A 26,318-nucleotide genomic window follows, 5' to 3' on the forward strand; every position below is an offset into this window, starting at 1 on the left:
TTCCATTTTTAGGGATTTGATGATCTACCAGTTGGTCAACCCCAATAACCTTTCGCCAAGGGGGCTTAATTTTGCGGTATCGTACTTGGTTTGCTCCCAATTTCTGGGATCACCAGGGAAAGCATAGCCTTCAGGAGCCACCCGATTTTTCCAGGAATTGATGCGCCATTGTCGCATTTGTTCATTGTCTTCCTCGGCGGGCATCATGGAAATGTATTGGGCAATTCGCACCTTGTCCCCCGATTTGTTGGGCCGTATGCCGTGTGGCTGGGTACTGTTAAAGATCAATAGGTCCCCGGCTTCCAGTTTTACCTTCACGATCTTGTCTTCCAACCCGGTGACATCGGGCTGAAAATGATCACGGTCTTCAGGCTGTGTCAATTTCCAGGTATCGTAATTACGGTAAAGCCAAGGAATACACTGAAAGCCGCCCATGTTCTCATCGGTTTGGTCGGCCAAGGCCAACACGCCCTGTACATTTTGTGGACGGGTCTCAGGATCATAATCCCAATGGATGAATCCCTTTTTGTTCTCTCCCGGGCGTTGGGGCATGTTCAAGTTGGCGCGATCGATGGTCACCCACAGTTTTTCGGTGCCCCAAATGTCCACAAAGGCATCGTACACTCGTTGGGTCTGTCGGTTATTCCATAAATGCTGGTGATTGTACACCTCGACCATTCCGGTTCCGGTGAGTTCCTTCATTTTCATTTCGGCGCGTGGTGGCGCATACCATGTCTCGGGGTCGTTGGGATCCTTTTCGTCGAACTCCCAAATAAAGTCGGCCGTAGCTTTGGCCTGCTCCCTGGGCACCGCATTTTTGATTACGATGTAACCGTTCTCTATCCAAAACGCCCAATCTTCCTCGGATAACACCCGTAATGGTTTTCCGTTGGAGCGATCGTTCAATTTGATCTTGCTGCTAGTGGCCGTGGACGGGTTGCCCGGTATCTCGGCGTGGGCCTTGTTGCCCATTTCCACCTTCATTTGCTGTTGCATCATATCTATTCTGTTTTTTTAGGTTTCAAAAAGGTATAGGTCAAAACTAGGGTGAGTTCCGTTTGCTTTCCACCGTGTGATTGACCAATAATTGAACTATTTTGACTTTAATTGCTTATTTTTATCATTATTGTGACAATTAAATGAAAATTCAACTCGAAAATATACAGCCTAGTGATAAGAGTTCCTTTCATCTATTGCACAATCCCAAGTTGAACGATCTGTTCTTTTGGCACTTTCATCCCGAGTTTGAACTGGTCTATATTGAGGGGGCCGATGGCAAACGACATGTGGGACATCATTTATCCAACTTCACCGGGAGCGATCTGGTCCTCATCGGCTCCAACATCCCACATTTGAACTTTGATCATGGCATAAAAACGGAGTACCATAAAGAAGTACTGCACATCAGTGCCTCCTTTAAGGAAAAGGTGTTTCAGGAAATCGAAGAACTGCAGGATGTGTATGAACTGTTGGACCGGTCCCAGTATGGCATTGCGTTTTTTGGGGAAACCAAAAAAGCCGTAGGTGCCAAAATGAAACAATTGCAGCCTTTGGACCGGTTCGGTCAGTTTCTTGAAATCATGAAATTGTTGAAGGTTTTGGCCCACAGTGATGAATTTGAACTGTTACATACCAATCCCATCATCAACAACAAGGCAAACAAACAACAGCAACGGTTGCAACAGGTATACTCCTATATTGATGAGCACTATGCCCAAAAAATAGAGTTGGAGGAAGTGGCCCAACGGGTCAATTTGGGGAAGGAAGCATTTTGTCGTTATTTTAAGTGTAACACGGGCAGTACGTTCACCCAATTTTTGAACCAATACCGCATTACCCAGGCAAAGCGGCTGTTGTTGGCGGGCAGGAACATCACCGAAACCTGCTACGAGTGCGGTTTTGAAAGTCTCTCCTATTTCAACAGAACGTTCAAAAAGATCAGTGGTGAAAATCCATCCACCTACAAAACCAAACAGTCCTAAAAAAGAATCGCCCCAAGCATTTCTACCTGGGGCAATCCTTAACTAAATAACCAACCAAAAAAACTATTTGTATAGACGAACTTTTTTGTTCTTCCTTACATATTTCGTTGTCGGGTAACGTTCATTGTTGGATTTTGGGTCTTTGAACGTTTTTTGCCCGAACCATCGTTCGATTTCAAATATTGCATGTAGCCTCTTCCTGTAAATTCATACACCGTTTCGCTGGCCACATGGTACAACTCTATGGTACTGTCATTGATAACGTAGAGTTCAAAATAATCATTGCCCAAGAAGTCATAATCCAGTGTTAAAGTTTTCAACGTGGGATCGTTGGCCACATCATATACTACATAATCCCCCTCATAATCCCATTGAATGGTGGATAGTGGAATACCTTGTGCATCGACCGAGGATCGGAAATAACCGCCGTTGTCGACAAAGAACTGTAGGTAGTTTTCCTCATCAAACTCGTTGATGGCACCATATTCACTGGTAAAGGTTTTTTCCCAAACCTCATATTCCTGTAAAAAATAATGGATGTTGTCGTAGAACACGGCATCGTAATCGAAGGTGCTCCTCTGAAACCCACGAAGGATATAAGAGGTATTGGATCTGGTGTCGTACAATTCCAGTGTGTTGTTGTTTACACGGTAGACTTCCAATCGCCAGAGCCCATCCACATCGTGATTGATCTCCACATCACCTCCCAAGGTGGCATAGGCCCCGACATCGATACCCAATCCGTTTCCGGTTTTTCCAATGCCCACCAAATTGTTGTTGGCATACACAATTCCCCTATCAAAAGAGATGGTAAAAGCACGTTGCAAAAAGGGAACTTCACCATTGCCTTTGGTAGCATTGATATCCACATACCAAAGATCATAGTTTTCCAAAACCAAGGCGGTATTGATCGGTGGATCTACAAAAATATCATCCTCCACAATAACCTCGGTGTAACAAGAACTGGCCAAAAGACCGATCATTAAAAAGCCAAAGAGTAGTTTTCCATTTTTCATAATCGAGGTTTTAAGGTTCACCTCATGTAAACCAAGCACCGTGCCAAAATTTTTAACTATTTGATTATCAATTGTTAATGAAGCGATGATTTTATTTTTTAGCTTTACAGCCTAATTTAGCTGCATGGAAGACAAGTTACGGTTTGGTGTATTTGGAGGAGGAAGCTGGGGAACGGCCATTGTTAAAATGTTGACCGAGAACCTGGATCAGGTAGGATGGTACATGCGCAGCGATTCCGCTATTCGACACATCATAAAAGAGGGTCATAACCCCAACTATTTGAGTTCGGTGGAGTTTGAAGTGGATCAACTCCATTTAAGCCACGACATCAACGAAATTGTGGAAGCTTCGGATGTGTTGATTTTTGCCATTCCTTCCGCGTTTTTGGAAGGTGAACTGCAACAGCTTACCGCCTCCCTCGAAGGCAAGATCATCTTTTCCGCCATCAAAGGGATTGTCCCCGAAAGCGGGTTGATCGTGGGAGAGCATTTTCATGAGAAATACCAAATCCCATTTGAAAATATTGGAGTGTTAACGGGCCCTTGTCACGCCGAAGAAGTGGCCCTGGAGCGACTATCGTATTTGACCATTGCCTGTGCCGATGCCAAAAAGGCCAAAATTGTGGCCAAACATTTGAAAAGCGAATACATCCGCACTAAAATTTCTGACGATATCATTGGTACCGAGTACGCTGCCATGCTGAAGAACATTTACGCCATTGCCGCGGGCATCGCCCATGGATTGGGTTATGGGGACAACTTCCAGAGTGTATTGATGAGCAACGCCATTCGGGAGATGAAACGTTTCATTGACAAGGTATACAAGATGAAGCGCAACATCAACGCTTCGGCCTATTTGGGTGATCTATTGGTGACCGGGTATTCCGTTTTTAGTAGAAACCGGATGTTCGGGAACATGATCGGTAAAGGGTACACCGTTAAAAGTGCCATGATGGAAATGAACATGGTGGCCGAAGGGTATTATGCCACCAAGAGTGCCCATTTGCTGATGGAAAAATTGGAAAAGAAATCCAAAACGCCCATCATCAATGCTGTGTTCCAGATCTTGTACAAAAACAAGGATCCCAAAAAGGTGTTTGAAAAGCTGACGGAGAAGTTGGATTAGGCTCTATCCAGCGAAAAATTGGAATGTTCCTTCAATTCACCTTCCATTTCAGCTCTAAACGCGTCCATTTCTTCAGATGAATACCCATATGCCGTTTGGAATTCCTCCAAAACGGGCTCCATATATTTTCGGACACTATCAATGTCAAAATAGAGTCTACCCGTTCTTCGGATAAAGAAATCCATCGGGTTTAATGCCATTTCGTGGGCAATGGTAAACTGGGCCTCGGCCCTGATCATCCGTTCGAAGGGGTCGGCACTGTTCAATTGGGCATACCGTTCCAAAATGGTCTCCGTTTGAATGCCATAAGTGGTCACCAAATACCACGCATCGTATTCGGAGAACCCACTGTCATGGATACGGTCGTACACCATAGCAATGAACTTTTTTACATGCTTAAACTTTTTGAAATCACTGCCACAAAGGCGAATTTTATCGGTGGTGCAGGCTTCCAATTTCCGACCATGGTCTTCTTCCATTTGCTTGGCAATGCGGTTCACAACCCGTTCGGCCATTTTGCGATAGCCGGTCAATTTACCACCTGCAATACTCACGAGTCCCGTGTCAGAGGTGAAAATCTCATCCTTTCGGGAAAGCTCGGATGCCGATTTGCCCTCCTCGTGGATCAATGGGCGTAATCCTGCCCATGAAGATATGATGTCGTCCAGCTCCAAATGAATATCGGGGAACATGTGGTTCACCGCCGTGATCAAATAAATGGCATCGGCAATATCGGTGGTCACATGGTCCTTGTCGGAATTGTAATTGGTATCCGTGGTGCCAATATAGGTGACTTTTCCCCTTGGAATGGCAAACATCATTCGGCCATCGGGAATATCAAAATACACCGATTGCTGCACCGGCAGTTTTTCCCTTGGAAAGACCAAATGTACCCCTTTGGTCAAATGCAATCGCTTGCCCTTTTTGGATTGGTTCACACTGCGTAATTCATCTACCCAAGGCCCTGCGGCATTGATAACATATTGGGATGAAACTTCATAGTCGTCCCCAAAAACACCATCGTGAAATTTGACTCCCGCTACTCTTTCATCTTTATATATAAAGTCGGTAACCTGTGCATAGTTGATGGCCTTGGTGCCAAACTGAAGACTCGTTTTGATGTTTTCCAAGGTCAATCGGGCATCATCGGTACGGTATTCGGCATAATACCCGGCACCGTTCAAAATTTTCTTAGGCAACAACGGCTCCAATTTTAGGGCTTCCTTCTTTTCCAGCATCTGGCGTTTGTCATCGCCTTCCACTTGGGCCAAAATATCATAGACCTTCAATCCGATGGATGTCAACCACTTGCCGTAAGACCCTCCCTCAATCAATGGCAACAACATTTTTTCGGGAATTACCAAATGGGGGGCAAGCTTATGTACAATCGCCCTTTCCGAACCCACTTCCTTTACCAACCAAAAATCGAACTGCTTCAAATAACGCAGCCCTCCGTGTATCAATTTGGTGGATTTGCTACTGGTACCCGATGCAAAATCCCCTTTTTCCAATAACAGCACTTTCATACCGCGTGACGAGGCGTCGAGGGCAATCCCTGCACCCGTGATCCCCCCGCCGATTACCACGAGGTCATAGGTTTCTTTGGCGATTTTGTTCAGCGTTTCTTTTCGGCCAACGTTTGAAAAAGTAATGTTCTCGGTCATAGGTTGTTATTTGTTGAATTCGTATTCCCGGTGCACTTGGCAAATGCGGACCTTGTACCACGAATACCATTTTTTGATTCCATATTTTTGGGCCTGCCGATGATCCATGTTGGCTTTCCAATGGGCAATGGCTTCCAAACTTTCCCAATAACTCACGGTAATTCCCAGCCCATCCCTCGCACTTTCCACATCAATAAATCCGGGTTGTTGTCGGGCAAGGTCCTCCATTTCTTGGGCCATTTGTGCGTACCCTTGGTCCCCTTTCGTTCGCAGACTGGTAAAGATTACGGCGTAGTAAGGCTTTTGTAGTTCCATTATTCGATATAGGCTTTTTCCAAAAAATAATTCACCAAGGCCTCCTTCATCAATACGGTCTGCTCACCGGCCTTCAATGGGGGCAATTGCTCCCTTACTTTGTAATGGGGCCAACCATCCTCGTCAAAAAAATCAAAGTCGTAATAGCCATAGGGTTCCAACAATCGGCAAATGGCAATGTGCATCAGGTTTACCTTTTCATCCTTTTTGAACTTGCGGTGAAAATTGCCCAATTCCTGAACGCCCACCAAGTAAATGATGCCGTCCAGCTCCAGGGGGTCTCCATCGGAAAATTGCTGGGACAGTTTTGCTACCAATCCTTCCCATCGTTCCTTTAAAATTTCGTCTCTGGACATAAGTTTTTGTAAGAAACCCAAAGGTACAAATCAATATTCTATATTTGTTAAAACCTCCATATGAGCTTTTTGGATATTGTAATCGGAATTCTGTTGGTTTGGGGCCTCTACAAAGGACTCAAAAACGGATTGTTCGTGGAAGTGGCCTCTTTGGTCGCCCTCATTGCAGGACTTTATGGTGCCATTCATTTTTCATACATCGCCGGGGATTACTTGGCCGAAAAATTTGATTGGAGCGAGCAATACCTGAAAATCGCTGCTTTTCTGATTACCTTTTTCGTTATCATTATCGTGGTAAACCTCGCTGGTAAATTCTTGACCAAGATTGCTGATTTTGCTATGTTGGGCCTTTTGAACAAAGTGGCCGGAGGCCTATTCGGCATGCTAAAGGTGGCGGTAATATTGGGCGCGCTTCTTATTTTCTTTGAACGATTGACCTCCTCTTTTGATATCATTAACGAAGAAACGAAACAAGAATCGGTTTTTTATGAGCCGATCAAGGAGATAGGTGCTTTCGTTTTCGCCTTGGTTTTGGAGGATTCAGAGGACGACCCAGAAGATGAAATTGAGATCAACCAAGAGGTGATCTAATCAAAGTACTTATCGCCCTACGGATCTTTTGTGTCGGTAAATCACATCACCTTCAAATGAATAGTGCACTTCATCCCAAGAATTGATCCTTCTGTGGAGATTTTATGGAATTGGCCCAACCGTCCACTAGATTAGTGGCCAGAACACTATGGAGCGTAGAACACTCCAGCAAAACCCCGAAAATGAAAAAATTAATTGGCTTCGGGCTGGCGCTATGCGTATTGCTGGCGACAAGCAGTTGCAGTAAAACGGATCTTGAATCAGAGTTGGCCTATTCCGAGGCCACGGCGGGCAACGAAAAGGTGGTGATCGATCCTGTTGCCATGGAAAACGAGCTCATCGACTTGGTCAACAAACACCGGTTGTCCATCAATCTCAATGCCCTTTCCAAAAGTGAAACCTCCTATAAATATGCCGAGGGGCACAACGATTATATGATTGCCCATAACAAGTTGAGTCATGACAATTTTGAATCCCGAGCGGCCAAAATTGCCGAGGAGACCAATGCGGTACAGATTTCAGAAAATGTGGCCCGATATTACGCCACTGCCGAAGTGACCATGAAAAGTTGGTTGGAGAGTGCAAGCCATAAAAAAGCGGTGGAGGGCGACTTTACCCACACTACCTTGAGCGTACAACTGGACAAGGACGGAAGACCCTATTACACACAAATCTTCATTAAAATAGAATAGTTTTATCGAAATTAAAGCATAGGAAGACCTGTCTGTCAAGCAGGTCTTTTTTTATTCCCTATGATGGCTTGAAGGATTTTGCTACCTTTCGTAAAATCTTTTTTCATGGCCATACAATCACCTTTCAATCTCAATAAATGGGTAGAAGAAAATAGGGATTCCCTGAAGCCGCCGGTGGGCAATCGCAACCTGTACAAGGAATCCGATGACTATATCGTAATGATCGTTGCCGGACCCAATGCCCGAAAGGACTACCATTATAACGAGACCGAGGAACTTTTCTACCAATTGGAAGGCAACATCGAAGTGCATATCCAAGAAAATGGGCGAAAGAAAACCATGAAACTTGGTCCGGGCGACATGTACTTGCACCCGGCCAAAGTACCCCATTCACCCGTTCGCCATGCAGGCTCGATCGGACTTGTGGTGGAACGGAAACGTGTGGAGCTGGATGCCAAGGACGGACTGCTATGGTTTTGCGATAATTGCAACCACAAGTTGTACGAGGTCTATTTCCCTTTGACCGACATTGAAAAGGACTTTTTGGGCCATTTCAAACACTTTTATGGTTCTGAGGAACTACGAACCTGTGATAACTGTGGCACAGTGATGCCTGTGGATGAACGCTTTGTGGCCAACGAGGACTAATCATGTGGATAACTGCTAAATTTATTATTACCCTCGTTGCCTTGCTCCACCTTTATTTTTTGTGGCTGGAAATGTTCGCTTGGACCACAAGGGCCAAGAAAGTATTTAAAAATTTTCCGGAAAATCTTTTCGAACCCACCAAAACCTTGGCTGCCAACCAAGGGTTGTACAATGGTTTTTTGGCCGCAGGATTGATATGGTCCCTGCTTATTGAAAACCACGAGTGGCAGTTCAATGTGGCACTATTCTTTTTGGGATGTGTTGCTATTGCCGGAATCTACGGGGCCATTACGGCTTCCAAGAAAATATTCACTGTTCAGGCCCTTCCCGCACTGATCGGAATTGGGTTGCTACTGGCCCAACAAATGGTTTAAATCTTCATTCACCTGTGAAGTATTATTTGTATTTTTGAAAAAATATAACAATTCACTTTTAAAAAGTTATAAATGTCAATAGTTGCTACTGATTTTGGAATGGACAAAGCCCTTCAACAACTTGGGCTTAAAGAGATAAATGATGGAACATCGACCGGTTCGGAAAATTTTGGGTCTGGAGATTTGATTTCCTCCTACTCTCCTGTTGATGGAACGCTGATCGGAAAAGTAAAAGCAACCACCCCGGAAGAATATGAAAAAGTAATGCAGACCGCAACTGCCGCATTTAAAAAATGGCGGTTGATGCCTGCCCCTCAAAGAGGGGAAATTGTGCGACAGTTTGGAGATCGTTTGCGCGAATTGAAAGAACCTCTGGGAAAATTGGTGTCCTATGAAATGGGCAAATCGTACCAAGAAGGCTTGGGGGAAGTTCAGGAAATGATCGATATCTGTGATTTTGCCGTTGGACTTTCAAGACAATTGCACGGACTTACCATGCACTCCGAAAGACCGGGGCACCGCATGTACGAACAATACCATCCGCTGGGAGTGGTCGGAATCATTTCCGCATTCAACTTCCCGGTTGCCGTGTGGTCTTGGAACACTGCATTGGCATGGGTATGCGGCGACGTCTGTGTTTGGAAACCATCAGAAAAAGTGCCCCTTTGTGGAGTAGCCTGTCAAAATATCATCGCAGAAGTACTGAAGAAAAACAACTTGCCCGAAGGCATTTCCTGCTTGATCAATGGCGATTACAAGGTTGGGGAATTGATGACCCAAGACAAAAGAATACCTTTGGTATCGGCCACGGGATCCATCCGAATGGGAAAAATTGTGGCGCAGGCCGTTGCTGCCCGTTTGGGTAAATCGTTGCTGGAACTTGGGGGCAACAATGCCATTATCGTAACACCCGATGCCGACATCAAAATGACCGTGATCGGAGCGGTATTCGGTGCAGTGGGCACAGCGGGCCAACGTTGCACCTCTACCCGAAGGTTGATCATACACGAATCTATTTACGATAAGGTGAAAGAAGCCTTGGTTGCTGCTTACCATCAAATAAAAATTGGAAATCCATTGGATCAATCCAATCATGTTGGGCCTTTGATCGATACCGATGCCGTGGACAAATACCTTAATGCCTTGACAGAAGCCAAAAAAGAAGGAGGTAACATTTTGGTGGAAGGTGGCGTATTGCAAGGTGATGGATATGAAACCGGATGCTATGTGAAACCTGCCATTGTGGAGGCAAAAAACTCCTTTAAGATCGTTCAAGAGGAGACCTTTGCCCCAATTTTGTATTTATTGAAATATTCCGGAGATGTTGAAAATGCCATTGAGCAACAAAATGGGGTGGTACAAGGACTATCATCGGCCATAATGACCAATAACCTGAGAGAGGCGGAACGTTTTCTTTCGGTTGCCGGTAGTGATTGCGGTATTGCCAATGTGAATATAGGAACCTCGGGGGCCGAAATTGGCGGCGCTTTTGGAGGCGAAAAAGAAACGGGTGGAGGACGCGAAAGCGGTTCTGATGCTTGGAAAGTATATATGCGTCGACAAACCAACACCATCAATTATACTACGGAATTGCCTTTGGCTCAAGGTATCAAGTTCGACCTATAAAAAAAGCCGCCCATTTAGAAAGAACACTAAATGGGCAGTCTTTAAAACCAACTTAACTAACTCAAACTTAACTTAAAGCCCTGCTCCAATGCCGGATCTTCGTCGGGAGAAACAGGGCCGTTTGCCTTATATACTGTTACAAGTTCCATCTTTTTATACCCAAACCATAGCGGTATCATACAACTGGTCAAAAAAAGTGTATATCTGGTATCTTTTTTTTCTTTTCGAAACATTCAGTTTTAGGCTTAACGGTGGATTTTGGTGGTATTTAGCTCAAATTGTATGAGTTAAATTCAGAAAGTTGGCATTTTTTTAATACTTTGTATGTGCTCAATCTCAATCGAAATGGAATTCAATGGCACAACAATTTGGTACTGGCTCATAGTCGCCCTTGTAGGTTTTGGTGCCGCAATCCTGGGTTATTTTTTTGGTAAATCCGACACTCCCAATGTTTCCGATATTGCGGACGAATTGAATGTGCTGGAGATTGAAAATGCCAAATTAAAGGCCGACCTGGATACCTGTAAAAAACGTTTGGCATCAGGCAACCCCTCCTCCCAAAAAGAGAATGCCCAAAACACCTTGGTCATGGACAAAGCTCCGATTTTTGATGCGACCTTGGCAAAAAATGCCATGGGTAAAAAAATCAAGGAAAACGATTTGAAGATTGTGGAAGGCATCGGACCTAAAATTGAGGAGTTGTTCCATAATTTTAACATCAAGACCTGGAAGCAATTGGCCGAATCTTCAGCGGATAAATGTCAAGAAGTTTTGGATTCAGGTGGGAAGCGATATCGACTGCATGATCCCGCTTCGTGGCCCATGCAGGCCAAAATGGCCCATGCAGGCCATTGGAAACAATTGGCCGACTGGCAAGAAAAGCATCGGGCTGGAAAATATTGAAGGTTAGTTACGCCCTCGTTCGCCCGGATAAAACGTATGCACCGGATCACTTTGCCAAAATTCCTTGGTTTCCACATCCAGCATCGTCAAAGCGCCTTTAAAGGCAGCACCTGTATCCACATTCCAAACATTAGCTGCCTTTTGGGGCAAAGCCAAATCCGTTTTTGAAATAGGGGTATGCCCAATAAATACTTCATGATAGTGGGTCAATCTTTTTGGGAATTTTGGGTCATTCGGAGATAAATTGGGGTCCAGCGCGGTAGCCAGTTCCCATAAGGTCCTATCCCAATAAAATGATTGTTCAAAATATTCAAATTCGATACCCTTCAAGTTGGTATACCCTGCATGCAGGTATAGGCGATTATCATTGGCCAAATAATGATTTTCCAGATTGGCGTAGAACTCCAAGTGCCTTTCCCATTTTTCACGATCTGTTTTCAAATAGGAATCGCGTGTAGCTGCCCCACCATGCATCAGCCATTGGGGATTTTCCCTTTGGTTTTGGAGCCATGCCCTGCAAAGTTCATCGTGGTTGCCACGGATAAAGGTGCAATTGAGCTCATCCTTTAATCCAATTAAAAAATCCACCGTTTCTACAGCGGTACTCCATCCATCTACATAATCCCCCAAAAAAATGAGCTTGTCCGAAGAAGTCACCTTCGCTTTGGAAAGCAATTGTTCCAAAGCCCTTAACCCAGAGTGAATATCCCCAACGACCAAAGTCCGCATAAAAAAGTTTTTGGCAATATTACACACAAATAGCCTCACCACTAAGAAATTGGGGGAAAGTTTATCAAATGAGGACTTTAGGTTTTACCAAAAAGATAATGGGATATTTGGCCGTGGAACAAAATTCTGTGTACCTTAGAATATTAACAATAAGAGATGAAAAGGGTTTACTGTATAGGAGAGTTATTGATAGATTTTGTCGCGGAAAAGCAGGGGAATGATCTCTCCAAAGCTGTCCAATTCACCAAAAAAGCGGGAGGTGCCCCGGCCAATGTGGCCTGTGCCATCGCTAAATTAGGCGGAAAGGGTGTTTTTATCGGTTGCGTTGGAAACGATCCCTTTGGAAAATTTTTGTTGGACACCTTAAAACATGAAGGGGTAGACATTTCACTCACCCAATTGTCCAAAACATTCACCACACTGGCTTTTGTTTCGTTGGCAGAGGATGGGGAACGTGACTTCGTATTCAGTAGGGGAGCCGATAAAGAATTGGAATACGACCCGACCTTGCGCAAGGTATTGCAGGGCAACATGCTGCATTTGGGCGCTGCCACGGCACTATTGGGCGGTTCTTTGGAAAAGGCGTATGGCAAATACCTTTTTGATGGTCTTACCAAAGATATGTTCATCAGCTTTGATCCCAATTTTAGGGGCGATTTATGGAAGGAAGATGAGGATACCTTTATAAAAAAGTGCATGCCGTTTATTGAAAAATCGCATCTGTGCAAGTTCAGTAAAGAGGAGGCCCAATTACTATCAGGCAAGACCGATATTTACGAAGCGTGTGACAAATTGCATGAAGTGGGCACCAAAATTATCACGGTAACCCTTGGTGGCGAAGGCACTTTGTTAAGTTCTCAAGGCACCAAAAAACTTATACCCAGCATAAAGGTAACCCCAGTTGACACTACAGGTGCGGGTGATGCCTTTATCGGCTGCCTGCTGTATCAAATATCGAATTTGGGCACTTTCGAAACCATTTTTGAGGATTTTGCCTTGCTGGAAAAAATGGTACAAACCGCCAACAAGGCCGGAGCCATTACCACAACCAAATATGGCGCCATTGTGGCCCTGCCGACCAAGGACCAACTGTAACCCAAGATGAACCAAGCCAGCCTCCACCGACTTTTAATGGCAAATGCCAAAAAAAAGGACCCCAAGATCTTGTTCGATCAACGTTTGGCCACCAACCTTACCCTGATCCAGCAACTGTACTTTTCCCTATATCCCGAGGAAACCAACCTGGACAATTTTCAAAAATTATTGTCCCTTTTGCCTGTTCTTTTCAAGGAGCGTCCAGAACATTTGAAACTTCAGGACATCTCTCGAATCGAGGAAGGCAATTGGTACCAGTCCGAAAAAATTGTGGGCATGCAACTTTATGTGGAGCACTTCAACAAAGATTTGAAGGGCTTGCGTGAAAAAATACCGTATTTCAAGGAGTTAGGGGTCAACTTTCTCCATTTGATGCCCATTACCACCCGACCGAAGGGTGAAAGTGATGGGGGCTATGCCGTAAACGACTACCTAAAAGTAGACCCCAAATACGGAACCAAAGAAGATCTTTTGGAACTGACCGCAGAATTTAGAAAACAGGGTATTTACCTGATGTTGGATTTTGTGGTGAACCATACCTCCAACGAATTTTCTTGGGCGAAAAAGGCCATCAGGGGCGATAAAAAATACCAAGGGTACTACTACACTTTTGAGGATTACACGATTCCAGCCGAGTTTGAAAAAACATTGCCGGAAGTCTTTCCGGAAACCTCTCCCGGAAGTTTCACCTACATCCCCGAAATGGGACGTTGGGTCATGACCGTTTTCAACAGCTATCAGTGGGACCTCAACTATACCAACCCTGATGTGTTTCTGGAAATGTTGACCAATCTGGTCAAATTATCGGACCAAGGGGTTGATGTGGTCCGTTTTGATGCACTGGCTTTCCTATGGAAAAAAATGGGGACCATCTCCCAAAACCTGCCCGAGGCCCATACCCTGATCGCACTTTTCAGGATGTGCCTGCAAGTGGTGGCTCCCGGTGTCATTTTATTGGCCGAAGCCATTGTGGCTCCAATGGATATCATCAAATATTTTGGGGTGGACCAAAAAGAGGGGAACGAATGCGAGATTGCTTACAATGCATCCTTAATGGCATTGTTGTGGAATTCCGTTGCCACCAAAAAAACAACATTGCTTTATAAAAGTCTCCTGCATGTGCCCGATAAACCCAAAGATTGTACGTGGATCAATTACATCCGTTGCCATGACGACATTGGGTTGGGGTATGAAAACCATTTGATCCAAGAATTGGGCTGGAGCCCCGATATGCACCGTAAATTTTTGTTGGACTACTATTGTCAACATTTGGATTGGTCGCCCGCCACTGGGCTCATGTTCATGTACAACCCAAAAACGGGGGATGGACGTATTACTGGCAGCGCGGCATCACTTTTGGGGCTGGAAAAGGGCTTGGCCTTGAACGACAAGTCGCTTATCGAAGCATCCATTTCCAAAATCATCATGCTGCACGGGATAACCCTTGCTTTTGGTGGTATACCCTTGATCTATGCCGGTGATGAAATTGGCACCCTAAACGACTATTCGTACCAAAAAGATCCGGCCAAAAAGGAGGACAACCGATGGGTTAACCGACCCATGCAGGATTGGGAAACCATTGCAAAACTTGACGACATACAATCTCCACCATCCAAAATCTTCCATACTTTAAAGCGATTGATTGCCATTCGAAAAAATGAGCCGGTTTTCGCAGACCACAATAATTTATCCCTTTGCCATACGGGAAACGATCATATCTTGGTTTTTGAAAGAAAATTAGCCTCCGGCGAAGGGTTGTTGGTTCTGAGCAACTTCGATCAAAATCCGCAAGTAATTGAAACCAGTTGGATCAAAAAGCTCGGATATTTTGCCCAAGGAGACCCGGTGGATTTGGTGACGGAAAACAAAGTGAGTATCAATAGCGGTTTGTTGGAAATAGCACCCTACCAGCTGATCTGGCTGAAAAAGTCCTAGTTGTAACGGACTTTTCTTAGGATTCGCAACGATTCTTTCACGGATTGGTACACATGGGAATCATAAGCCTTCAATAAGGGTCTCGCATTTTCCAATTGTTCTTTTGCCTCTTCAAATCCATTAAGGTAACAAATGAGATATGTGGCCGGTAGGTGGGTCACATCCACATGTTCTGCCGCTGTCATCGGAATGTTGGATTCCAGTTTTTTCAGGAGCGAGTTGTTCGTGTTGTACACGTGGTACAAGGTTTTTTTATCGTACTGTGGCGGCTCGAACACCAATTTACTGTTGATGGTATACTTCCCATTTTCGGAAAAGGTAATCACCATTTCTTCCAGGGGATAGTATTTTTGTTGTGCCCCAAGTCCCAATTGCACATATTCCAACGTGCTGAAGGAGTCGTCATCATATTCGATGGTGATTTCATCCAAAGCGGAGTAAAACAATTTGACCTGTTCGTTGATCAGTTCAATATCTACCCTGGAATAGTAGATTTTGTTCTTTACCTTCTTTTTATTGCCCGCCCAGCAAACCACAAATTGCTCTTTGAAGACCTTATAGTCACTGGTTAGATCTGGGTGCCTTGTGTTCATGAAATTGATCACGGCATCCAGCGTAAGTTCAATATTATTGCGGGCATGTTGCTCGAGCATCGCCACCACATTGGAGTTGATGTCTTTCAATTCAATCCCATAGGCTTTGGGAAGACTTATGCTGCCTTCCCGAAAAAATACCGAGCCACCATAGTATTTCCAGATATTTTTGCGCAGTGCACATACCTTTCCATTGGAACGGATGGTCACCAGACCCACCACTTTGCCTTCGGGCAGGTGGGGAAAAGGAATATTTTCATAAGAGATCAATGGCGGATTGTCCAAGTAGGCATTTACCAGGTTCTGTATCTTGCTGTCATCAAAAAAGTCGACCCCAACAATTTCGTTGTCGGCATCCTCCACACCGATCACAATAAAGGAATTGTTCTTTGGGTTGCTATTGGCCAAAGCACAGACATGCTTTAAAAATTTGGCCTTTCCTTCTTTTTCACCAATGGATATAAAACGCTTCTTATCGTAAAAACTGTTTTCGTCGTTGTGCGCCAATAAGTTTTTTACAAGAAGGCGTTTGTTGATCATAGGTCCTTTTTCACTATTGTACTACTGGCCTGCGCCGTGGGCATCACAATGAGGTCCGCAATGTTCACATGGTAGGGTCTGGTCACCACAAAGAGTATGATATCGGCGATATCTTCGGGTTTCAATGGCTGAAATCCCTGATACACTTTGGATGCCCTATCCGAATCCCCTTTAAACCGCACTTCGCTGAACTCCGTTTCGACCAATCCAGGGTTAACCGCCCCAACTCGGATTCCATAAGGATTAAGATCGATACGCATACCTTGATTAATGGCATCGACTGCATGTTTACTGGCGCAATACACATTACCATTTGGGTATACTTCCTTGCCGGCCGTGGAACCAATGTTGATGATATGGCCCGATTTTCGGTCGACCATCTTGGGTATTACAGCTTTGGAAACATAAAGCAATCCCTTCACGTTGATGTCCAACATGGCATCCCAATCGTCGGGGTTGCCCTTATCAATGGGGTCCAACCCATGGGCATTACCTGCATTGTTGACCAAAATGTCGATATCTGAAAACTCTTTGGGCAAATTCCCAATGGCAGAAAACACTTCCTCTCGATTTCTAACATCAAAATTAAGGGCAAAAATGGCGGTATCCCTTCCCAGTTCATTTTGGAGTTGTTCCAAACGTTCCTGTCTGCGGCCACAAAGAATCAACTTGAATCCTTGCTTGGCAAATAAAGCTGCGGTCGCTTTTCCTATTCCACTCGTTGCTCCGGTTATCAAAGCTGTTTTTCCCATTCCAAATATTATTTTACGGTACATCATGGCCTTGGCTTGCCACTAAAAGTGCAAACCAATCCTGAAGTTCCAATGCTATTTTGGCCGCTTTGGCCGATTGTTCGATTCTTTTCTTATTTGTGGTCCCGATCACCGGAAAAATGGTTGCCGGATGTTTCATTAACCAAGCCAGCAATAATTGACTCTCATCAACACCATATTTTTCCATTAGCGGTTCCATGGCTTTTTTTATGCGTTTGGTTCGAGTATCCTTCTCCCTAAAAAATGTCCCAAGAGGACTCCAAGCCATAGCCATTCTATTGTTGTAGATACAGTCATCAAAAGTGCCATCGTACATGGGCGCATCATGGGTAAGGGAAAATTCAACTTGGTTTGCACTCACCGGAATGGCCTTCTCCAGCATGGCAATCTGTGATGGGGTAAAATTGGACACTCCAAATTGCTTGATCTTTCCACTCCTTTTCAATTGCTCAATGGCTTCCGCTATTTCATAGGGTTCCATTAATGGGCTTGGCCTGTGCAGGAGAAGCAAATCCAAGTAATCTGTTCCCAATTTTTTCAAACTGCGCTCAACTGACCAAATAATATATTCCTTGTCGTATTGGTAGTGATTGATGGCATTGTCCCTACCCCGAGTCATCTGTATCCCACACTTGGAAATCAGTTGGATATCTTCCCTTTGTATTCCACTCTCGGCAAAGGCTGCGCCAAAATCGCCTTCGGTGGAGTAGCTCCCGTATATATCAGCATGGTCAAAAGTGGTCAAGCCGCAAGCAATGCAATGGTGCATCAATTCGCTCATTTCTTTCTTGGAAAGTTGGTTGCCCCAACTTCCCCACGTCATGGTTCCGGATATGATCCTGGAAAAATTCCTCGTCTGTTGCATATGGGATGAAAGTATAAAATTAAACCCTTAAATCCTTCATAAAACTAGGGGTTTAGCGTTTTTTTTAACCATTAATTAACAGGCAGGTTTTAAATAAATTTTCATTTTGCACAGCCAACCAAAATTACTAACAGTAATACCAAACAACAAGAGCTTAGCATGGAAGAAAACACTACTATCGATATTAGTGCTGTGAATGAGAAAATTACCCAAGAAAGTGCTTTTATTGACCTTCTTACCACTGAAATGAACAAGACCATTGTTGGTCAAACCCACATGGTCGAACGATTGCTGATCGGCCTCTTGGGCAAGGGACACATCTTATTGGAAGGTGTTCCCGGACTTGCAAAGACCTTGGCCATCAATACACTGGCAAAAGCCGTTAAGGGCAGTTTTAGCCGTATCCAATTTACACCGGACCTTTTACCTGCGGATGTTATCGGAACATTGATCTATAACATCAAGGAGAACGATTTCTCCATCAAAAAAGGACCCATTTTTGCCAACTTTGTGCTGGCGGATGAGATCAACCGGGCCCCGGCAAAGGTACAATCGGCACTTTTGGAGGCCATGCAGGAAAAACAGGTGACCATCGGTGACGAAACCTTTAAGTTGGATGCCCCTTTCTTGGTAATGGCCACCCAAAACCCTGTGGAACAAGAAGGTACCTATCCCCTTCCTGAAGCGCAAGTGGACCGATTTATGCTTAAAACGGTGATCGATTATCCAAAGTTGAACGAGGAACAATTGATCATCCGTCAAAACTTAAAAGGAGATACCGAACCGATAAAACAGGTGGTTTCCCTTGAACAAATCCTTCGGGCGCAGAGCACTGTCCGCGAAGTGTACATGGACGAAAAAATCGAAAAATACATTCTGGATCTCATCTTTGCTACCAGATATCCAGAGAAATACAATCTTGAAAGTCTTAAGCCATTGATAAGCTTTGGTGCCTCGCCAAGGGGCAGTATCAATTTGGCCATTGCCTCCAAATGCTACGCGTTTATCAAACGAAGGGGCTATGTGGTTCCTGAGGACGTAAGGGCCGTGGTACACGATGTGTTGCGCCACAGGATCGGCATTACTTACGAGGCTGAGGCCGAAAACATTACTTCCGAAGAAATCATCAACAAAATCGTAAACGAGGTAGAAGTGCCGTAGCGGTTCAATGTTTCTCGGTAAAAGTAGCCCTACTTTAAGCCAACCCGAAAAACCCCTTTTTTTTGAACCAAATGGATACAAAGGAACTACTTAAAAAAGTACGAAAAATTGAAATCAAGACCCGTCGTCTTTCCGACCATATCTTTGGTGGGGAATACCACTCTACGTTCAAGGGACGGGGAATGACTTTCAGTGAGGTTCGACAGTATCAATTTGGGGACGATGTGCGAAGTATCGACTGGAACGTAACGGCCCGTTACAACGAACCCTTTGTTAAGGTTTTTGAGGAAGAGCGTGAACTTACCATGATGTTGGTGGTTGACGTCAGTGGATCGGAGCTTTTTGGTACGGCAAAGCAGTTCAAGAAGGAAATCATCACAGAAATTTCGGCAACGCTTGCTTTTTCGGCCCTTCAAAACAACGATAAGGTGGGCGTTATCCTATTTTCGGATGAGGTGGAACTGTTCATCCCGCCCAAAAAAGGAAAAAGCCATGTCTTGCGCATCATCAGGGAGCTGTTGGAATTTACCCCAAAAAGCAGCAAGACCAACATTTCGGAGGCTTTGAAGTTTTTGACCAACGTGATGAAGAAAAAGGCCATTGTATTTGTGCTTTCCGATTTTATTGCGGACGATTACCAGAATACCCTCAGGATCGTTGGCAACAAACACGACGTTACTGGAATCCGTGTTTACGATCATCGTGAAGAGTCCATTCCCAACCTGGGCATGGTACAAATGCAGGACGCAGAAACCGGGGCGCTGCAATTGGTGAACACCCAATCCAAACGAATTCGGAACGCTTATGGAAAATACCACATGGAACGGGTAGCTTATTTTTCGGATTCCTTCACTAAATCTGGCTGTGGGGTAATCAGTTGCAGAACCGATGAGAGCTATGTCCGCAAATTGTTGGGTTATTTTAAACGAAGAGCATAACACATGCAGATGGAACAAAAACATACAGGCAAGAAGATGAATCTCCCGCTTTGGGTGCTAAGGTTTGCATTGTTCTTTTTGTTCGTTCCCAACCTAACGATTGCCCAAGAGCAACCCAAGGTCAATGCGGAAGTAGATACCCTTTCCATTAAAATTGGTGAGCAGATCCAATACAAAATTACCGTGGAAGCGGATTCAACGGACGTAGTTCATTTTCCCGAGGGACAGACCTTTTCGCCCTTGGAAACCGTGGAGGCCATTATGGCGGATACGCTCAGAAACAACGACAGGGTGACCCTTGAACGAATCTATGCCCTAACACAGTTCGACAGTGGGGCCTATACCATTCCCCCACAGTTGGTCACCATTAATGAGCAGCAGATCTTTACCGATTCCTTTCAAGTGAAAGTGGCGGATGTTGCCGTGGATACCACCAAACAAAAGATGTTCGACATCAAGCCATTGATCCAAGTGGAGCGCAGCACTGCGAATATTTGGAAAACCCTGCTATGGATTTTGTTGGGACTTGCCGTGGTGGCCGCTTTGCTTTATTGGTTCGTATTTCGAAAAAAACCACTTTCCGAAGCCGAAAAAGAGGCGTTGTTGCCGCCTTACGATCGTGCGCTTCTTGAGCTTAAAAAATTGGAAAATTCCAGATACCTTATCCAAGACGAGTACAAACAATATTATTCCGAGCTCACCCAAATTGTGCGAATGTATCTTGAGGAAGATGTACACCTTTCCGCCATGGAGAGTACCACATCGGAACTGATCACCAAACTGGAAATGCTTCGTGATGCCGGGGAGCTCAAGCTGGAGGACGATACCATCCATCAATTCCAAAAAATATTGCAGACTGCCGATTTGGTAAAGTTTGCCAAGTCCAAACCGGCTACTTCTGTGGCAGAACAAGATCGGAAAATAGTAGAGTTACTGGTTACCAAAACCCATGAGGCTCTTCCCGAGCCTACTGAGGAAGACCTGATGTTGAACGAGGAATATTTGGCAGAATTGGCCAAGAAAAAACAGCGTAAACGCTTATATTGGGCAGCTGCCATTTTTGTGGGCATATTGTTCTTGGGCAGTATGTTTTCTGTCACTTATTTTGGTTTCAAAAAAGTACGCGATACAGTTTTCGGATATCCCACCAAGGACCTTTTGGAAAACGAATGGATATCCAGTTCCTACGGATTCCCTCCTGTAGAATTGGAGACGCCGGATGTGTTGGTGCGCCAAGAAATAGACCTCCCCAAGGAAACGCAGGAATTGATCAAGGAACTTCAGGCTTTTTCCTATGGAAGTTATGTGGGCATCTTTTCTGTAAGTGCCAGTTCGGTGACCTACAAAGAACAAAATGAACCCAATTTTGATGGTGCCGTTGGTGGTATTCTGTCCAATTTTGAGCAATTGGGACTAAAGAACATCATTACCAAACAAGAGGAGTTCGTGACCAAATCCGGTGTAAAAGGATTGAAAACGTTCGGTACCGGAACATTTGAAGATTCTGGGGCCAATGAAGGCAAAAAAGCAAAGTACAACATCCTATCCTTCGGTGGCAAAGGATTTATGCAACAGGTCGTGATTACTTGGGAAGATGGAGATGAATATGCGGAACAGATTGTAGAGCGAATCCTGAGCAGTTTGGATGTAAAAACACAAGTGTAATGTTTGAAAATATTGAATTTGCAAACCCTGAGTTCTTTTGGCTGTTGCTATCGCTGCCAGTGGCTTTGCTTTGGTATTTTTTCAAGCGCAAAAATGAAATGGCCTCCTTGCGCATTTCAAGTATCAAGGGTTTTTCAATAAGCCATTGGACTGCCAAGATCAAACCGGCACTTTTTATATTGCGGCTTTTGGCGCTGGCGGCCATAATTACCGCATTGGCCAGACCACAAACAGAAGATATTTCAACCCGTACCAAAACAACGAAGGGTATCGATATTGTAATGGCCATCGACGTGTCTTCAAGTATGCTGGCACGCGATCTTAAGCCCAACCGATTATCCGCATTGAAGGAAGTGGCCGCCAATTTCATCAAGGAACGCCCGAACGACCGTATCGGAATCGTGGGCTATGCCGGGGAAAGTTATACCAAAACCCCCATTACCAGTGACAAGACCATTGTACTGAGTGCCTTGAACGAAATCACCTATGGTGAACTGGAAGATGGTACCGCTATTGGCATGGGATTGGCTACCTCTGTAAACCGATTGAAGGAAAGCAAGGCCGTTAGTAAAGTCATTATCCTGTTAACAGACGGTGTGAACAATTCTGGGTTTATAGAACCCAGGACCGCCGCTGATCTTGCCGTCGAATTTGGGATCAAAACCTATACCATAGGTTTGGGCACCAACGGAAATGCTCTGTCGCCCATTGCATACAATCGCGATGGATCCTTCCGGTATGGCATGCGGCAGGTTGAGATCGATGAAGATCTGTTGAAGGAAATTGCCGAGGTTACAGGCGGCAAATATTTCCGTGCCACCGATAATGAATCGCTGGAGGAGATTTATGATGAAATCAATAAATTGGAAAAAACCGAAATAGAGGAATTCAAATACTATAAGTACGAAGAAAAGTTCCGTCCATTGATTTTCCTGGCCGGCATTTTTCTTTTGCTCGAATGGGGATTGCGCAATTCCATCTTTAAAAGTTTTATTTAGGAATGATTCAGTTTGACGAAAAAATATATTTCTACCTCTTGGCCATAGTTCCGATTATGGCCCTGGCCTTCTTTTTTCTTCAAATTTGGAAAAAACGAACCCAAAAACGCTTTGCCAATGCCAAATTGATGAAGCGTTTGGCACCCAATCGTTCCAGTTTTAAATCCGCATTAAAACTTGCTTTTTTATTGGCAGGCCTTTCCTTTCTAATCCTTGGATTGGTCAATCCAAAGATTGGCACCAAACTGGAAACCGTAAAAAGGGAAGGTGTGGATATTGTTTTTGCCATCGACGTTTCCAAAAGTATGTTGGCCGAGGATATTGCCCCCAACCGACTCGAAAAGGCAAAGCGCATTGTATCCGAAATCATCAACCAATTGGCTAGTGATCGTATCGGAATCATTGCCTACGCAGGTCAGGCCTACCCCCAACTGCCCATTACCACGGACTACGGAGCCGCCAAAATGTTCCTGCAAAGCATGAACACCGATATGTTGTCGTCCCAAGGTACGGCCATAAATGCGGCCATCGACCTTGCCAGCACCTATTATGACGATTCCCAACAAACCAATCGGGTATTGTTCATTGTTTCGGATGGTGAGGACCATTCCGAAAGTTCAACAACTACTTCCGTGGAAAATGCCGTTCAAAACGGGATTCAGATTTTCACGATTGGTGTTGGAAAAGAAAAAGGTGCCCCTATTCCCATCAAGCGAAATGGAATTGTGGAAAGCTTGAAAAAAGACAATGAAGGCGAAGTGGTGATCACCCGATTGAACGAGACCATACTTGCCAATATTGCCGATAGGGGAAATGGTGAGTATATTGACGGTTCCAATACCGAAGCGGCTGTGGAATACATAAAGGAGCAGCTGAACCGAATGGACAAAACGGAATTTGAGGCCAAACAATTTGCAGAATACAAGGACCAATTCCAATGGTTTCTTGCTGCCGGATTTTTATTTTTATTTTTGGACATCTTCATTTTGGACCGAAAAACCCAATGGCTGAAAAAACTAAATCTTTTTAATGAACATGGCGATGCATAAGATAAGATTAATGTTGGGGCTTTTATTGTACGTTGGGATTGTCAATGCACAGGACAAAGCTGCCGAAGAAGCACAGAAATTGGCGGAAAAAGCATTGCGGGAATCAACCAACCTTACTTGGGAAGCCAACAAGGAACTCACCGCAAACGACTTTGTGGATGCGGAGGCCAACCTCCGGAAAGCCATATCCAAAAGTGATAAAAACGCGGCTGCACCCTTTAATTTGGGCAACGCCTACTATAACCGCGAAAGTTATGGTGAAGCTTTTGGACGCTACAAACAGGCCGGGGAAGCTGCAGAAGACAAACCCGAAAAACATAAGGCTTTCCACAACATGGGTAACGTGTTCATGAAAAACAAGGAATACGAAAAAGCCGTGGAAGCCTATAAAGAGGCCCTAAGAAACAACCCAAACGACGAGGAGACCCGTTACAACTTGGCTCTGGCCAAAAAAATGCTCGAAAAACAACAGGACGAGCAAAAGAACGATCAAAATCAGGATAACAAGGACAATCAAGACCAGCAGGACAAGAAAGATCAAAACCAAGATCAAAACAAGGACCAGAAAAACGAAGGGGGCGATAACGATAAACAGGACGAAGGCAAACAGGATCAAGATCAGAACAAAGATCAAGGGGACCAAGGTGAAAATGGTGAGGACAAGCCCGAGGAAAACCAAAAAGGGGATGGAGACGAGAAAAAAGAACAGGAGAAAAAACCCAATGAAGGAGATCAGCCCCAAGACCAGAAACAACAACCCCGTCCCAACCAGCTGTCTCAACAACAGATCCAGAATTTGCTAGAGGCCATGCAAAACGAGGAGAAAAAGGTGCAGGAAAAAATTGAGGCTAGAAAAGTTAGGGGCAAAAAGGTGAAAAACGAAAAGGATTGGTAATGAAAAGCATCAAGGGCAACATAATGCTGTTTTTGGGACTGGTACTCTTTGCGGGGACCATTTCCCATGCCCAGGATGAAGAGGGGGTTTCTTTTACCATGAATCTCAGCAAGGAAAAATTGGGTATCAACGAACGCTTGCGTGTCGATTTTACCATGAACAAGGACGGGGACAATTTCAGCCCACCTTCCTTTGATGGATTCCGTGTAGTTATGGGCCCCTCACAATCCATCAGTTCCAGTTGGATCAATGGTAAACGTACTTTTTCCAAAACCTACACCTATATCCTGACCCCTATTGCTCGGGGCAACTTCACCATTCAACAGGCAACCATCGATATTGCCGGGGAAACCTACAAAACTACACCAAAGCAGGTAGAAGTAACCGCCGCCGTGGATAAGCCCAACGACCAAAAAACCGTAGATGATGTAGCGGACGAAAGTTTGCATTTGGTCGCGGAGGTTTCAAAAGGCAATCCCTACCTGAATGAAGCGGTAACGGTCGTATACAAATTATATGTGAGCCCAGACATTAAAGTGACGAACTACCGGCCATTGGACAATCCTACCTACAACAATTTCTGGAGCCAGGATATCCCGGTAACCGAACATACGGTACTCAATGGCACTTATGAAGGCAAGCCGTACCGCTACGTGGTTTTAAAACGAGTGGTGCTCTACCCACAAAAAGCCGGTAAATTGGACATAGAACCATTGTCTTTGGAAATTTTTGTGGATGTCCCCACCAATAGAAGGGACTTTTTTGGCGGTAGGATCTATACCCAGACCAGTAAAACGGTGTCTGCAGGGAAACGGACCATAAACGTCAAGGCATTACCAGAGGCAGGCAAACCCGCCAATTTCAGCGGGGCCGTCGGTGAGTTCGATTTTTCCGTTACCACCAGCAAGACCCAACTTAATGCTGCCGAATCCCTTCAGGCCAGGGTCGAGATTTCTGGAAAGGGGAACTTAAAACTGTTCCAACTGCCAGAACCGGTATTGCCAAGCGCGCTGGAGGTCTACGAACCCGAATACGATGAAAACATCAGGACCTATAGTACCGGAATGGAAGGTAAAGTGGCCAACAATTACACCATTGTACCCTCCTTCCGTGGAAAATATCCGATTCCCAGTATTGCCTTCAGTTATTTTGATCCCAAAACAGAGCAATACGTTACACTAAACTCCGATGAAATCAATATTGAAGTAATTGATGGCCCCGCAGGCTCTTCTGACAATACAAATATTGCCCCTGGCGTGAACAAACAATTGGTAGTACCGACTGGCAAACAGTTCCATTTTATTAAAACGGATGCCAATTTAGTTGCAACGAACATCACCTGTTTCTTTGGTTCACGAGCATTTTATCTGTTATTGTTTTTGCCCTTGTTGCTCATACCTTTGGCCATATTGATCTTTAAGAAAAGGGAGGCCATTGCCAGTGATGTAGTCGGCAATCGAATAAAGCAAGCCAATAAACTGGCCAAGAAATACCTATCCACCGCCAAAAAGAACTTGGGCAACAAAGAGGCCTTTTATGTGGCGTTGGAGAAAAGCCTTCACAACTACCTGAAAGCAAAATTGCATATTGAAACCACAGAATTCAGCAAGGAAAAAATCACCATGATACTCGGTGAAAAAAATGTGGCCCAAGAAGATGCCAAAGGATTTATCGATTTGTTGACCAGTTGTGAAATGGCACGATACAGTCCATTTTCGAACGTACAGATGCAAAACGACTACGATAAGGCCAGCGATGTAATCTCTAAATTGGACAAACAGTTATGAGA

General features: G+C 44.6%; 26 protein-coding genes. 17 read left to right on the top strand and 9 right to left on the bottom strand.

All coding sequences use genetic code 11. The annotated features are described in order from the left end of the window. Positions 1-24: 24 nt before the first annotated feature. The gene (locus EO131_RS03005) at positions 25-996 is read right to left on the bottom strand and encodes a phytanoyl-CoA dioxygenase family protein (RefSeq protein ID WP_127018997.1); all 972 of its coding nucleotides are present in this window, start codon (positions 994-996) and stop codon (positions 25-27) included. A gap of 143 nt (positions 997-1,139) precedes the next feature. Here EO131_RS03005 and EO131_RS03010 point away from each other — a divergent pair, with 143 nt between their 5' ends. Beyond that, complete coding sequence (locus EO131_RS03010) at positions 1,140-1,982, top strand: helix-turn-helix domain-containing protein (RefSeq protein WP_127018860.1); 843 nt, start codon at positions 1,140-1,142, stop codon at positions 1,980-1,982. Between the two features lie 95 nt (positions 1,983-2,077). Here the strand turns inward: EO131_RS03010 and EO131_RS03015 are convergent, their stop codons facing one another. Beyond that, positions 2,078-2,998 (bottom strand): nicotinic acid mononucleotide adenyltransferase, encoded by a 921-nt coding sequence (locus tag EO131_RS03015; RefSeq protein WP_127018861.1) that lies wholly within the window; start codon positions 2,996-2,998, stop codon positions 2,078-2,080. A gap of 124 nt (positions 2,999-3,122) precedes the next feature. Between EO131_RS03015 and EO131_RS03020 the strand changes: the two genes are divergently transcribed. Further along, positions 3,123-4,124, top strand: coding sequence for an NAD(P)H-dependent glycerol-3-phosphate dehydrogenase (locus EO131_RS03020; RefSeq protein WP_127018862.1), 1,002 nt, complete (start codon positions 3,123-3,125; stop codon positions 4,122-4,124). On the opposite strand, the gene EO131_RS03025 is transcribed toward EO131_RS03020, so the two are convergent. From EO131_RS03025 to EO131_RS03035, 3 genes are read right to left on the bottom strand one after another with little or no spacing between them, the layout of a single operon-like run. Further along, positions 4,121-5,788: a glycerol-3-phosphate dehydrogenase/oxidase gene (locus EO131_RS03025; RefSeq protein ID WP_127018863.1), complete on the bottom strand. Its 1,668-nt coding sequence runs from the start codon at positions 5,786-5,788 to the stop codon at positions 4,121-4,123. The genes EO131_RS03020 and EO131_RS03025 overlap by 4 nt on opposite strands. A gap of 6 nt (positions 5,789-5,794) precedes the next feature. Next, complete coding sequence (locus EO131_RS03030; protein WP_127018864.1) at positions 5,795-6,103, bottom strand: antibiotic biosynthesis monooxygenase family protein; 309 nt, start codon at positions 6,101-6,103, stop codon at positions 5,795-5,797. Next, positions 6,103-6,459 carry a hypothetical protein gene (locus tag EO131_RS03035; RefSeq protein ID WP_127018865.1) on the bottom strand — a complete coding sequence of 119 codons (357 nt, stop codon included), beginning with the start codon at positions 6,457-6,459 and terminating at the stop codon, positions 6,103-6,105. Before EO131_RS03035 ends, EO131_RS03030 begins: the two co-directional genes overlap by 1 nt. A 60-nt stretch (positions 6,460-6,519) precedes the next feature. Between EO131_RS03035 and EO131_RS03040 the strand changes: the two genes are divergently transcribed. From EO131_RS03040 to EO131_RS03065, 6 genes are all read left to right on the top strand, one after another. After that, positions 6,520-7,050, top strand: a complete 531-nt coding sequence (locus tag EO131_RS03040; RefSeq protein WP_127018866.1) for a CvpA family protein — start codon at positions 6,520-6,522, stop codon at positions 7,048-7,050. Between the two features lie 182 nt (positions 7,051-7,232). Then, positions 7,233-7,742, top strand: a complete 510-nt coding sequence (locus EO131_RS03045) for a CAP domain-containing protein (RefSeq protein WP_164731598.1) — start codon at positions 7,233-7,235, stop codon at positions 7,740-7,742. A gap of 105 nt (positions 7,743-7,847) precedes the next feature. Then, the gene (locus tag EO131_RS03050; protein ID WP_127018868.1) at positions 7,848-8,390 is read left to right on the top strand and encodes a 3-hydroxyanthranilate 3,4-dioxygenase; all 543 of its coding nucleotides are present in this window, start codon (positions 7,848-7,850) and stop codon (positions 8,388-8,390) included. Between the two features lie 2 nt (positions 8,391-8,392). Further along, entirely contained in the window at positions 8,393-8,764 is a 372-nt protein-coding gene (locus tag EO131_RS03055; RefSeq protein WP_127018869.1) for a DUF1304 domain-containing protein, read from the top strand. Between the two features lie 72 nt (positions 8,765-8,836). Beyond that, a complete protein-coding gene (gene amaB, locus EO131_RS03060; protein WP_127018870.1) occupies positions 8,837-10,390 on the top strand; it encodes an L-piperidine-6-carboxylate dehydrogenase in 1,554 nt (517 codons plus the stop codon). 324 nt (positions 10,391-10,714) lie between these two features. Continuing rightward, complete coding sequence (locus tag EO131_RS03065) at positions 10,715-11,293, top strand: hypothetical protein (RefSeq protein WP_241243782.1); 579 nt, start codon at positions 10,715-10,717, stop codon at positions 11,291-11,293. 3 nt (positions 11,294-11,296) lie between these two features. Here the strand turns inward: EO131_RS03065 and EO131_RS03070 are convergent, their stop codons facing one another. After that, positions 11,297-12,022: a metallophosphoesterase family protein gene (locus tag EO131_RS03070; RefSeq protein ID WP_127018871.1), complete on the bottom strand. Its 726-nt coding sequence runs from the start codon at positions 12,020-12,022 to the stop codon at positions 11,297-11,299. A 156-nt stretch (positions 12,023-12,178) separates the two neighbouring features. Between EO131_RS03070 and EO131_RS03075 the strand changes: the two genes are divergently transcribed. Together EO131_RS03075 and EO131_RS03080 are read left to right on the top strand one after the other, a co-directional pair. Then, positions 12,179-13,117: a carbohydrate kinase family protein gene (locus tag EO131_RS03075; RefSeq protein WP_127018872.1), complete on the top strand. Its 939-nt coding sequence runs from the start codon at positions 12,179-12,181 to the stop codon at positions 13,115-13,117. A gap of 6 nt (positions 13,118-13,123) precedes the next feature. Beyond that, complete coding sequence (locus EO131_RS03080; protein WP_127018873.1) at positions 13,124-15,052, top strand: amylosucrase; 1,929 nt, start codon at positions 13,124-13,126, stop codon at positions 15,050-15,052. Here the strand turns inward: EO131_RS03080 and EO131_RS03085 are convergent. From EO131_RS03085 to EO131_RS03095, 3 genes are read right to left on the bottom strand one after another with little or no spacing between them, the layout of a single operon-like run. Then, complete coding sequence (locus EO131_RS03085) at positions 15,049-16,185, bottom strand: ATP-binding protein (protein ID WP_127018874.1); 1,137 nt, start codon at positions 16,183-16,185, stop codon at positions 15,049-15,051. The genes EO131_RS03080 and EO131_RS03085 overlap by 4 nt on opposite strands. Then, entirely contained in the window at positions 16,182-16,937 is a 756-nt protein-coding gene (locus tag EO131_RS03090) for an SDR family NAD(P)-dependent oxidoreductase (protein WP_127018875.1), read from the bottom strand. The genes EO131_RS03085 and EO131_RS03090 overlap by 4 nt, the downstream gene beginning before the upstream one ends. A gap of 13 nt (positions 16,938-16,950) precedes the next feature. After that, positions 16,951-17,823 carry an aldo/keto reductase gene (locus EO131_RS03095; protein ID WP_127018876.1) on the bottom strand — a complete coding sequence of 291 codons (873 nt, stop codon included), beginning with the start codon at positions 17,821-17,823 and terminating at the stop codon, positions 16,951-16,953. A 159-nt stretch (positions 17,824-17,982) separates the two neighbouring features. On the opposite strand from EO131_RS03095, the gene EO131_RS03100 reads away from it, so the two are divergent. The 7 genes from EO131_RS03100 to EO131_RS03130 all read left to right on the top strand — a co-directional run bounded on the left by EO131_RS03100 (position 17,983) and on the right by EO131_RS03130 (position 26,316). Beyond that, entirely contained in the window at positions 17,983-18,984 is a 1,002-nt protein-coding gene (locus EO131_RS03100) for an AAA family ATPase (protein ID WP_127018877.1), read from the top strand. Between the two features lie 71 nt (positions 18,985-19,055). Then, positions 19,056-19,922 (top strand): DUF58 domain-containing protein, encoded by an 867-nt coding sequence (locus tag EO131_RS03105; RefSeq protein ID WP_127019001.1) that lies wholly within the window; start codon positions 19,056-19,058, stop codon positions 19,920-19,922. Between the two features lie 3 nt (positions 19,923-19,925). Then, positions 19,926-21,587, top strand: coding sequence for a hypothetical protein (locus EO131_RS03110; protein ID WP_417935582.1), 1,662 nt, complete (start codon positions 19,926-19,928; stop codon positions 21,585-21,587). Continuing rightward, a complete protein-coding gene (locus EO131_RS03115; protein ID WP_127018878.1) occupies positions 21,587-22,585 on the top strand; it encodes a vWA domain-containing protein in 999 nt (332 codons plus the stop codon). The genes EO131_RS03110 and EO131_RS03115 overlap by 1 nt, the downstream gene beginning before the upstream one ends. 2 nt (positions 22,586-22,587) lie before the next feature. Continuing rightward, the gene (locus EO131_RS03120) at positions 22,588-23,634 is read left to right on the top strand and encodes a VWA domain-containing protein (RefSeq protein ID WP_127018879.1); all 1,047 of its coding nucleotides are present in this window, start codon (positions 22,588-22,590) and stop codon (positions 23,632-23,634) included. Continuing rightward, positions 23,627-24,529, top strand: coding sequence for a tetratricopeptide repeat protein (locus EO131_RS03125; protein WP_127018880.1), 903 nt, complete (start codon positions 23,627-23,629; stop codon positions 24,527-24,529). The genes EO131_RS03120 and EO131_RS03125 overlap by 8 nt, the downstream gene beginning before the upstream one ends. Further along, a complete protein-coding gene (locus EO131_RS03130) occupies positions 24,529-26,316 on the top strand; it encodes a BatD family protein (protein ID WP_127018881.1) in 1,788 nt (595 codons plus the stop codon). The genes EO131_RS03125 and EO131_RS03130 overlap by 1 nt, the downstream gene beginning before the upstream one ends. Positions 26,317-26,318 lie beyond the last annotated feature (2 nt).

The sequence above is a fragment of the Flagellimonas beolgyonensis genome (assembly GCF_003992615.1).
GTDB lineage: Bacteria > Bacteroidota > Bacteroidia > Flavobacteriales > Flavobacteriaceae > Flagellimonas > Flagellimonas beolgyonensis.

Coding starts and splice junctions, on each gene's coding strand:
- EO131_RS03035 (WP_127018865.1), bottom strand. CDS start 6,459: ATGTCCAGAGACGAAATTTTAAAGGAACGATGGGAAGGATTGGTAGCA.
- EO131_RS03010 (WP_127018860.1), top strand. CDS start 1,140: ATGAAAATTCAACTCGAAAATATACAGCCTAGTGATAAGAGTTCCTTT.
- EO131_RS03095 (WP_127018876.1), bottom strand. CDS start 17,823: ATGCAACAGACGAGGAATTTTTCCAGGATCATATCCGGAACCATGACG.
- EO131_RS03100 (WP_127018877.1), top strand. CDS start 17,983: ATGGAAGAAAACACTACTATCGATATTAGTGCTGTGAATGAGAAAATT.
- EO131_RS03030 (WP_127018864.1), bottom strand. CDS start 6,103: ATGGAACTACAAAAGCCTTACTACGCCGTAATCTTTACCAGTCTGCGA.
- EO131_RS03055 (WP_127018869.1), top strand. CDS start 8,393: ATGTGGATAACTGCTAAATTTATTATTACCCTCGTTGCCTTGCTCCAC.
- EO131_RS03045 (WP_164731598.1), top strand. CDS start 7,233: ATGAAAAAATTAATTGGCTTCGGGCTGGCGCTATGCGTATTGCTGGCG.
- EO131_RS03115 (WP_127018878.1), top strand. CDS start 21,587: ATGTTTGAAAATATTGAATTTGCAAACCCTGAGTTCTTTTGGCTGTTG.
- EO131_RS03080 (WP_127018873.1), top strand. CDS start 13,124: ATGAACCAAGCCAGCCTCCACCGACTTTTAATGGCAAATGCCAAAAAA.
- EO131_RS03015 (WP_127018861.1), bottom strand. CDS start 2,998: ATGAAAAATGGAAAACTACTCTTTGGCTTTTTAATGATCGGTCTTTTG.
- EO131_RS03040 (WP_127018866.1), top strand. CDS start 6,520: ATGAGCTTTTTGGATATTGTAATCGGAATTCTGTTGGTTTGGGGCCTC.
- EO131_RS03070 (WP_127018871.1), bottom strand. CDS start 12,022: ATGCGGACTTTGGTCGTTGGGGATATTCACTCTGGGTTAAGGGCTTTG.
- EO131_RS03105 (WP_127019001.1), top strand. CDS start 19,056: ATGGATACAAAGGAACTACTTAAAAAAGTACGAAAAATTGAAATCAAG.
- EO131_RS03120 (WP_127018879.1), top strand. CDS start 22,588: ATGATTCAGTTTGACGAAAAAATATATTTCTACCTCTTGGCCATAGTT.
- EO131_RS03050 (WP_127018868.1), top strand. CDS start 7,848: ATGGCCATACAATCACCTTTCAATCTCAATAAATGGGTAGAAGAAAAT.
- EO131_RS03085 (WP_127018874.1), bottom strand. CDS start 16,185: ATGATCAACAAACGCCTTCTTGTAAAAAACTTATTGGCGCACAACGAC.
- EO131_RS03130 (WP_127018881.1), top strand. CDS start 24,529: ATGAAAAGCATCAAGGGCAACATAATGCTGTTTTTGGGACTGGTACTC.
- EO131_RS03110 (WP_417935582.1), top strand. CDS start 19,926: ATGCAGATGGAACAAAAACATACAGGCAAGAAGATGAATCTCCCGCTT.
- amaB (WP_127018870.1), top strand. CDS start 8,837: ATGTCAATAGTTGCTACTGATTTTGGAATGGACAAAGCCCTTCAACAA.
- EO131_RS03065 (WP_241243782.1), top strand. CDS start 10,715: ATGTGCTCAATCTCAATCGAAATGGAATTCAATGGCACAACAATTTGG.
- EO131_RS03090 (WP_127018875.1), bottom strand. CDS start 16,937: ATGGGAAAAACAGCTTTGATAACCGGAGCAACGAGTGGAATAGGAAAA.
- EO131_RS03020 (WP_127018862.1), top strand. CDS start 3,123: ATGGAAGACAAGTTACGGTTTGGTGTATTTGGAGGAGGAAGCTGGGGA.
- EO131_RS03005 (WP_127018997.1), bottom strand. CDS start 996: ATGCAACAGCAAATGAAGGTGGAAATGGGCAACAAGGCCCACGCCGAG.
- EO131_RS03125 (WP_127018880.1), top strand. CDS start 23,627: ATGCATAAGATAAGATTAATGTTGGGGCTTTTATTGTACGTTGGGATT.
- EO131_RS03075 (WP_127018872.1), top strand. CDS start 12,179: ATGAAAAGGGTTTACTGTATAGGAGAGTTATTGATAGATTTTGTCGCG.
- EO131_RS03025 (WP_127018863.1), bottom strand. CDS start 5,788: ATGACCGAGAACATTACTTTTTCAAACGTTGGCCGAAAAGAAACGCTG.